Genomic DNA, 7,361 nt, shown 5'->3' on the forward strand with positions numbered 1-7,361 from the left:
CAACGTAGTTATTATTTGTTTCTGAATCAAAAAATTGAGTGATGGGAACTTCAAATGCATCTGCAATTTTTTTCAAAGAAGTAATTGCAAGTGAAGAAGAACCTCTTTCAACTTGAGATAAGAAACTTACTGATAGATCAGTCTTAGCACTAAGATCTTTCAGCGTTAACCCACGCTCTTGGCGAAGATCCTTAATCTTCTTGAAAATTTCATCCATTCTAAACGTCCTTTCAGCATTACCGGAAAATTCTTGTGTAGCAATAAAAATTACAGTATAAGTTAACTTATTTTCATAATATCATAATAATTTTTGAATCGAAAGAAAATTCCGTTAATTTTTTATTTAACGAAATAAATCCAGGAACAAATTAAAGTAACAAGAAAGTAGAGCTGAAAACGGTAAACGAGGTGATTATCAAGAGGAATGTATATGAAAAACTAGGGTTCTTAGATCTATAGCGAACTGTACTCCGCCCTGGCTTGAACCTAACATATACATATCGGGTACTATTGATTCATTCCCTGGAACTATTATCTTCTTGAAAGGGTGTTGAACTGGGAAATCACGTAAAAAAAACGAGAGTAAATGATTTAATTGTTCTGGAAAGTCATTTAAAGTAACTGACTCTTGTGAACGTTGTAAGGCTAAAGCAGTTAATCCATCTGTTCCCGATGCTCTTCCTATTCCAAGGTCTACCCTACCAGGATGGAGGGCTTCAAGTAATGTAAAGTTTTCCACTACTTTCAGAGGACTATGGTTAGGTAACATAATCCCTCCTGAACCTACACGTATATCTTTGGTATGTGAAGCTGCGTGTAAACTTAATAAATCAGGAGATGTACTAATTTGGCTAGGAGTATTATGATGTTCCGTGAACCAGTATCTCTTATAACCTAATCTGTCAGCTAGTTTGACCGTCTCTGTTGAATTTTTTAAACTTTGAATAGGATTACTACCAGCATATACATGGACAAAATCTAGTATGGATAACTGTAGATCACTATAAAGTTCATTTTTGACCATTTTATAAAACTCCTTTTCAATCTTAAAATCATAACAATTCATATAAGACCGTTTTTCTTTAAAGTTATCAGCTTTATAACAAGTAAAATATAAAAATATAAATACGCAGGGTCAACTTATATAGATTATCTCAAAGTGACCCTGTGGTTTCTTATAAAAACATCAATGCACCGAGTGTCTCTCCTCATGGTTAACTACACGGCGAATGAAGAATGCTAGGATTAAGCCAATCAATGCAATGATCATCGTAAACAAAAACACGTTTTGTGATCCTGCTGTCATCGCTCTTGCTATTTCGGTCAGCTGACTAGGATTTGATGAGCCGTGCAAGTATTTCTCCATACCACCCGTAAGGATGCTGACTGCTACAGCAATTCCAATTGCGCCTGCCACCTGCTGCAGTGTGTTTAAGACTGCCGTGCCGTGGGGGTATAACTTTGGCGGCAATTGATTTAGCCCGTTCGTTTGAGCTGGCATCCATACCATGCCTACCCCAACCATGAGACCGATATGCAACACCACGATAAATGCCACTGATGAAGCAGGAGATAGTGTAGTAAAAAACCATAACATGACTGAAACGATCACGAGTCCTGGAATAACGAGCCATTTCGGCCCATATTTATCGAACAAATGCCCCATTCGCGGGGAGAGGATACCGTTCAAAGCGCTGCCCGGCAAAAGCATGAGTCCCGCAGTGAATACAGACAACCCTGCACCCGTTTGCAGAAACATCGGCAGAATAATCATACTCGACATAATAATCATCATACATGACAGGACAAGAAGCAGCCCTACGACATACATCGGATACTTGAAGACGCTAAGGTTCATCATCGGATCATTCATTAAGATTTGGCGCAGTACGAACAACACCAGCGCGACAAGACCAACAATGATTGAAGTGAGCACAACTACACTGCCCCATCCTTCAGATCCTTCGCCAGCTTTACTGAAACCGAAGACAACTCCTCCAAAGCCGATCGTTGACAGTGCGACAGACAGCAGATCTATCCGGGGCTTCGTTACCTCGGTGACATTTTCCAAGTACTTCAGTCCTATCAACAACCCAATAATCAGTAATGGTAACGAGAACCAGAAAATATAATTCCATGTAAAATACTCTATTAATAGACCACCTATGGTAGGACCGGTTGCTGGCGCAAACATGATAACAAGTCCGACAAACCCCATTGCTGCCCCCCGCTTCTCAGGCGGATAGATGACAAGGATGGTATTGAACAAGAGTGGAAGCAACAAGCTCATACCTATTGCCTGTAAAACTCGGGCGAACATTAACATTCCAAAATTCAACGCCATCGCCGCGATCAATGTACCGACGATTAAGCTGATGAGCGAACCTGTGAAGAGCTGTCTTGTAGTAAACATCTGCAAAAACAACCCACTTATTGGCATTAAAATGCCTAGAGTCAACAAGAACCCAGTGGTTAACCACTGTGCAGTTGCGGCCGAAATTTGGAATACTTCCATTAAATTAGTCATTGCAATATTAAGGGCAGTTTCGCTGAACATGCCGACGAAACCGCAGATAAGCAGGGATGCCATAATGGCTCGCGTGTTGTATTGATTCTTCATTTTATTTCTCCTTGTAATCGATTTAATTTATTTTTTAGCAAATCCTTGTTTGTTTAAATACTCAAGCATGAATGGCAGTTTGCTTCTTTCAAGGTGATCCTCAATATGATCCTTCCAGCCCTTTACTTTCTTTACTGTGAAAGGAGCTTTAACAGGTCGATTTTGGTAGTATTCACGCATCTGTTCATCGTAATTTGCTAATTTTTCTTCATCTAATGACTGATACTGATTTTCAAACAAGACCATTGATTGAGGTAAACGCGGCTTAATTCCAGGCTTTTCTCCAGCTGGATGTCCTATGCATAGTCCTACTAAAGGAATCACATACTTTGGTAATTTTAATACCTCGGTTAATTCCGTAATATTAGCTCTTACTCCACCGATATAGACACCGCCAAGTCCCATTGATTCTGCCGCAGTTAAAGCATTTTGAGCCATTAGCCCAGCATCGAATGTACCTATTAAAAGGTATTCAATATAATCCAAGTCCACCTTGGGTGCAATTTCATGATTTCTGTTAAAATCTGCACAAAAAATCCAAAACTCTGCTGCTTCTTCAATATAAGGTTGATTTACAGAGAGTTGCATCACTTTTTTTCGTAGTTCAGAATCTGTAACTCTAATTATAGAAACCACTTGTAGTAGACTGAACGATGAAGTTTGATTAGCTGCCTTAAAGATTTCATTTCTTTTTTTCTCTGTCAGTGGTTGATTTGTGAAAGAACGAATAGATGCATGATTTTGAAGCAATTCAGTGGTTTTATTCATTCGAATCCTCTCCTCTATTAATAATTGTTATCTTTTAGCCTTCCGTATTGATAGGGAGCTCCCATATTCTCGCGCAGTGTATTTCCTTCATATTCTTTGTGGAACAAACCACGTTCCTGTAAAATCGGGACAACCTTTTCCACAAAATCAGCAACTCCATCATAGGCTATATCCGGAACAACCGAGAAGCCGTCACATGCACCAGCCAAAAACCATTCTTCCAAGAAGTCAGCAACTTGGTCAGGGGTGCCTGCAACGACTGGATGATAGTTAATGACCCCGTGGGCAAGAACATCTCGAATGGATAACCCTTTTTGCAGCAGCTCCAAAGCTCTGGGGGAACGTGGATCCATCGGGTTGGCATATGCCTTTTTCATCAAGTCAGCTGATAAAGGTTGATCAATATCCACCGTGTTCACCGATAGTGGTAAACCAACCATGGAACCAAGGTAACTTACCCTTCCTGGAATCTCCTCAGGATTAAAACTCATAAGCTGTCTTCGTCGTTCTAAACCTTCTTCTTCAGTTGAACCTATGGAAAACATAAAACCTGCATACATTTTGATGTCATCAGGATTTCGGCCAAAACGGGCAGCACTTTGTCGAAGGGCTTGCCTGTGTTCACGGGCAGACTCTATATCATAAGGGTCTGCATAGACACCAGAAGCGTAACTCCCCGCCAATTCCAATCCTTCATTCCCTCCGCCTGCCTGGAAAATAACCGGCTGACCTTGCTCAGAAGGCGGGATTGGCAAAGGACCACGAGACGCATAATACTGCCCTTGAAGATTGATAGGCTGAATTTTTTCCATGTCGGCAAATTTTCCGCCTTCTACATCTAACGTCCAAGCATCTTCTTCCCAACTCCCCCATAATGCTTGGACAATTTGTATGGATTCATGAGCCATTTCATAGCGTTCTTTGCGACTGGCAACCTGAGCACCAAAATTTGCTGCCGCTGCTGGATTGGATGTGGTTACAGCATTCCATCCTGCACGCCCATGACTTATAACATCCAGGGCTTTGAATTGGCGTGCTATGTTATATGGATAATTGAATGTTGTTGATAGTGTAGCAACAAGACCAATATGTTTCGTTTCTCTGGCTACAGCCAATAGTGCTAACATAGGATCCATTGGGAACATAGGAGTCTGAGGGCCTAAGTCATTGGATAATCCAGGGGTATCGGCGATGAAGATCATTTGAAATTTTCCTTTTTCCGCCAATTTAGCCCCTTCCACATAACTATCCGTATTTGTGTAGGCTGCTGGATCGGTACCAGGCATTCTCCAAGCGCTGAATTCGGCTCCGTACCCTGAAATCATTTGTAGTGCAAGTTGTATCTCTTTTCTTTTTTTCATGTATCTCTTCTCCTTTATTTTAAATAGGCTCCAAGCACCCCAAAAAGCAATATGTAATCCATTCCAACCACTTTACGATGTATTGAAGCAAACCGATTACTATTTAGCTTGCTAACTAATTTAAAGCATTGTAGCAAGTAGGGATATCATTGTTCCAGCTTGACGCTTGCTCCTACTACCGAAAAATTAATTAGCAGGCTAAATATATAGCAGAGAAAACTTAGAACAAGTTCCTCTCCATTCGCTTCATAAGTTCCCTTAAGATTAAGCGTTCTTCCGGTAAAATTGAACCGAGTAATTTTTCTTGCTGCTGCTTCCATTTGAAATCAACCGGTTTTTCTAATTCTTTGCCTTTGTCCGTTAGATAAATTCGCATAACTCTCGCATCTTGTTCATCACGTTTACGGTATATGAATCCATTTTGCTCAAGCGACTTAACCATATTAGTTACCGTAGGTGGCTCGCATTTTAAATGTTCACATAGTTGCATTTGTGTTATTCCATCATCCAACCACAAACGAGCAAGCAGTCTATCCTGACCTACATAAAGATTAAGTTCTCTTAAATTTTCATTATATTCTCGACGCATTCGGGATGAAATTTTATCTAACGACTCACGAATATCACATTCAATCTTATCGTTCATAGATATGCCTCCACTAGTCATAATATATAATTAGTATGCTAACTATATCATTGTGAAATTTAAGTGTCCATTATTATAAAAGACCCAATACATTATACTAGGCAGATTTCATCTAGAACGAAGGTCAATGGATATTCCCCCACATTGAGACTTGATCAACAACCGCTTGTTTACGTTGAAATGGACACATTTTACCGTTTGCCTATCAACTTGTTTTTATGAGTAATTTGTTACACACACTAGAATAAAACCAATTCACATATTTTTAAAGAGGGCAATAAAAAATGACATAGTACATTATTTTGTACCTTAAAGTCAAAATTAGGTGAAAAGATAGCTGATTTTGTACAAACGGCTTTAAAAAGTATCAAAAAAGAACAAACAAAAGATAATTAATCCTTGTTTGTTCCCAAATGTGACTTTGTTTTGTTACCTGATTAGTTAGTACAAATTAGACAGCTGAATTCTTCAACTCTTCCCCCAGTTTCTTTAATATTTATAGCAAAAGAATAAACTGTGGTTTGAACAATCTCCCACTAACACAACTCTATTTGGTAATTATAGTTTTAGAAGGTTGAACAGTAAGTGAAGTAAGTGTTCTCTTTGGTTAGTCTACTTGCTCCCCAAACTTCTTCCCGAACTCTTCCATTAAATCAATAATAGGAATCAACTCTTCCCCTTTTGAGGTTAAAGAATACTCTACACGAGGAGGAACCTCTGGATATACTTTGCGATTAATCACTCCGTCTGTTTCAAGTTCTCTAAGTTGCTTTGTAAGGGAACCTTGTGAAATGTCTCCTAAAAAAGCTTTAATTTCACTATAACGACGCTCTTTGGACTTTAGAAACCAAAGAATTACATATTTCCAACGTCCCGACAGTAAATTTTGGGTGTAAGCAATGCCAAAGAATTCTCTTTGTTCCTTTATACACTCTTTGTCAAATCCATCCTTACATATTCTAGACACCTTTTCACCTGCTCTCTGCTGTTAAGTACAAAAAAATGTACTACGTTAATTTTTATTGCCTTCTTCAAAAAGATGAGAAATGATTTTATTCTAGTATATGTAACAGAAATACTCAATACGTTTTTATTATCTAATATATGTTTACCTTTTGCTAAACATATGATTGTGTAATTTCAGGTTGAATAATTCTTTATATACAAATACTTTAGGAGGAACAATCATGAGAATTGGGATTATAGGTGCTGGACCAATTGGGTCAATTATTTCAAAAAAATTAGTTAAGAATGAACATGATGTCAAAATGGCCGATGCACGAGGAATTGAACATTTAGAAGGAAAAGAGTTTGCTGGAACACCTGTGCGTATAGAGGATGCAATTAAAAATATTGAAGTTCTTATCATATCTCTTCCAACAAAAGTGCTGCCAAGCATTCGGAACATTATCGATCAAGTCGGGGAAGAAGTAATCATTGTAGATACTTCAAATTATTATCCTTTTAGAGATGGTATAATTGAAGAAATCGAAAACGGGACGGTTGAAAGTGTTTGGGTTTCAAATCAATTAGGCAAACCTGTCATTAAAGCTTTCAACAACTTATTAGCCTATACCTTAGAAAATGAAGGAACATCCGAAAATTCCAGAAGAATTGCGATGGCCGTTGCTGGTAATGATCCATCACAAAAACAAGTAGTCATTGACATCGTGAACGAGCTGGGCTTTGACACAGTAGACAGCGGTTCTTTAAGTGACTCATGGAGACAACAGCCAGGAACTCCTGCTTATTGTACAGAGCTAACAAAAGAAGAACTTACGAACGCGTTAAAAAAGGCAAACAAAGAAAAAGCACCATTATTACGTGACAAGGTGATGGAACGGTTTGCAGAGCTCTTTGCAGAAAAAAAGGAAGGGGAATTATCACATAAGGATATTGTGAATATAAACAGAGAAACTTACAACTCGTAAAAACAAAGGTGCGCTCATTAAAGCGTACCTTTTTG

General features: G+C 38.7%; 8 protein-coding genes. 1 reads left to right on the forward strand and 7 read right to left on the reverse strand.

Going from position 1 to position 7,361, the window contains the following annotated elements; all coding sequences use genetic code 11:
• From HP456_RS17155 to HP456_RS17185, 7 genes are all read right to left on the reverse strand, one after another.
• Window positions 1-217, reverse strand: a 217-nt coding sequence (locus HP456_RS17155; RefSeq protein WP_172253344.1) for a helix-turn-helix domain-containing protein, incomplete at its 3' end; no start/stop codon positions are given.
• A gap of 198 nt (window positions 218-415) precedes the next feature.
• On the reverse strand, window positions 416-1,024 hold the full coding sequence (locus HP456_RS17160) for an MsnO8 family LLM class oxidoreductase (RefSeq protein WP_172253346.1): 609 nt from the start codon (window positions 1,022-1,024) through the stop codon (window positions 416-418).
• Window positions 1,025-1,186: 162 nt separating this feature from the next.
• The gene (locus tag HP456_RS17165; RefSeq protein WP_172253348.1) at window positions 1,187-2,620 is read right to left on the reverse strand and encodes a DHA2 family efflux MFS transporter permease subunit; all 1,434 of its coding nucleotides are present in this window, start codon (window positions 2,618-2,620) and stop codon (window positions 1,187-1,189) included.
• 27 nt (window positions 2,621-2,647) lie between these two features.
• The gene (gene nfsA / locus HP456_RS17170) at window positions 2,648-3,388 is read right to left on the reverse strand and encodes an oxygen-insensitive NADPH nitroreductase (RefSeq protein WP_172253350.1); all 741 of its coding nucleotides are present in this window, start codon (window positions 3,386-3,388) and stop codon (window positions 2,648-2,650) included.
• A gap of 17 nt (window positions 3,389-3,405) precedes the next feature.
• Window positions 3,406-4,749, reverse strand: coding sequence for an NtaA/DmoA family FMN-dependent monooxygenase (locus HP456_RS17175; RefSeq protein WP_172253360.1), 1,344 nt, complete (start codon window positions 4,747-4,749; stop codon window positions 3,406-3,408).
• A 220-nt stretch (window positions 4,750-4,969) separates the two neighbouring features.
• Window positions 4,970-5,395 (reverse strand): MarR family winged helix-turn-helix transcriptional regulator, encoded by a 426-nt coding sequence (locus tag HP456_RS17180; RefSeq protein WP_172253362.1) that lies wholly within the window; start codon window positions 5,393-5,395, stop codon window positions 4,970-4,972.
• 607 nt (window positions 5,396-6,002) lie between these two features.
• Entirely contained in the window at window positions 6,003-6,362 is a 360-nt protein-coding gene (locus HP456_RS17185; protein ID WP_172253365.1) for a winged helix-turn-helix transcriptional regulator, read from the reverse strand.
• A gap of 220 nt (window positions 6,363-6,582) precedes the next feature.
• On the opposite strand from HP456_RS17185, the gene HP456_RS17190 reads away from it, so the two are divergent.
• Complete coding sequence (locus tag HP456_RS17190; RefSeq protein WP_172253367.1) at window positions 6,583-7,326, forward strand: NADPH-dependent F420 reductase; 744 nt, start codon at window positions 6,583-6,585, stop codon at window positions 7,324-7,326.
• Window positions 7,327-7,361: the final 35 nt, after the last annotated feature.

This window comes from Bacillus haikouensis (assembly GCF_013179555.1).
Lineage (GTDB): Bacteria > Bacillota > Bacilli > Bacillales > Bacillaceae_B > Rossellomorea > Rossellomorea haikouensis_A.

Coding starts and splice junctions, on each gene's coding strand:
- nfsA (WP_172253350.1), bottom strand. CDS start 3,388: ATGAATAAAACCACTGAATTGCTTCAAAATCATGCATCTATTCGTTCT.
- HP456_RS17160 (WP_172253346.1), bottom strand. CDS start 1,024: ATGGTCAAAAATGAACTTTATAGTGATCTACAGTTATCCATACTAGAT.
- HP456_RS17190 (WP_172253367.1), top strand. CDS start 6,583: ATGAGAATTGGGATTATAGGTGCTGGACCAATTGGGTCAATTATTTCA.
- HP456_RS17180 (WP_172253362.1), bottom strand. CDS start 5,395: ATGAACGATAAGATTGAATGTGATATTCGTGAGTCGTTAGATAAAATT.
- HP456_RS17165 (WP_172253348.1), bottom strand. CDS start 2,620: ATGAAGAATCAATACAACACGCGAGCCATTATGGCATCCCTGCTTATC.
- HP456_RS17175 (WP_172253360.1), bottom strand. CDS start 4,749: ATGAAAAAAAGAAAAGAGATACAACTTGCACTACAAATGATTTCAGGG.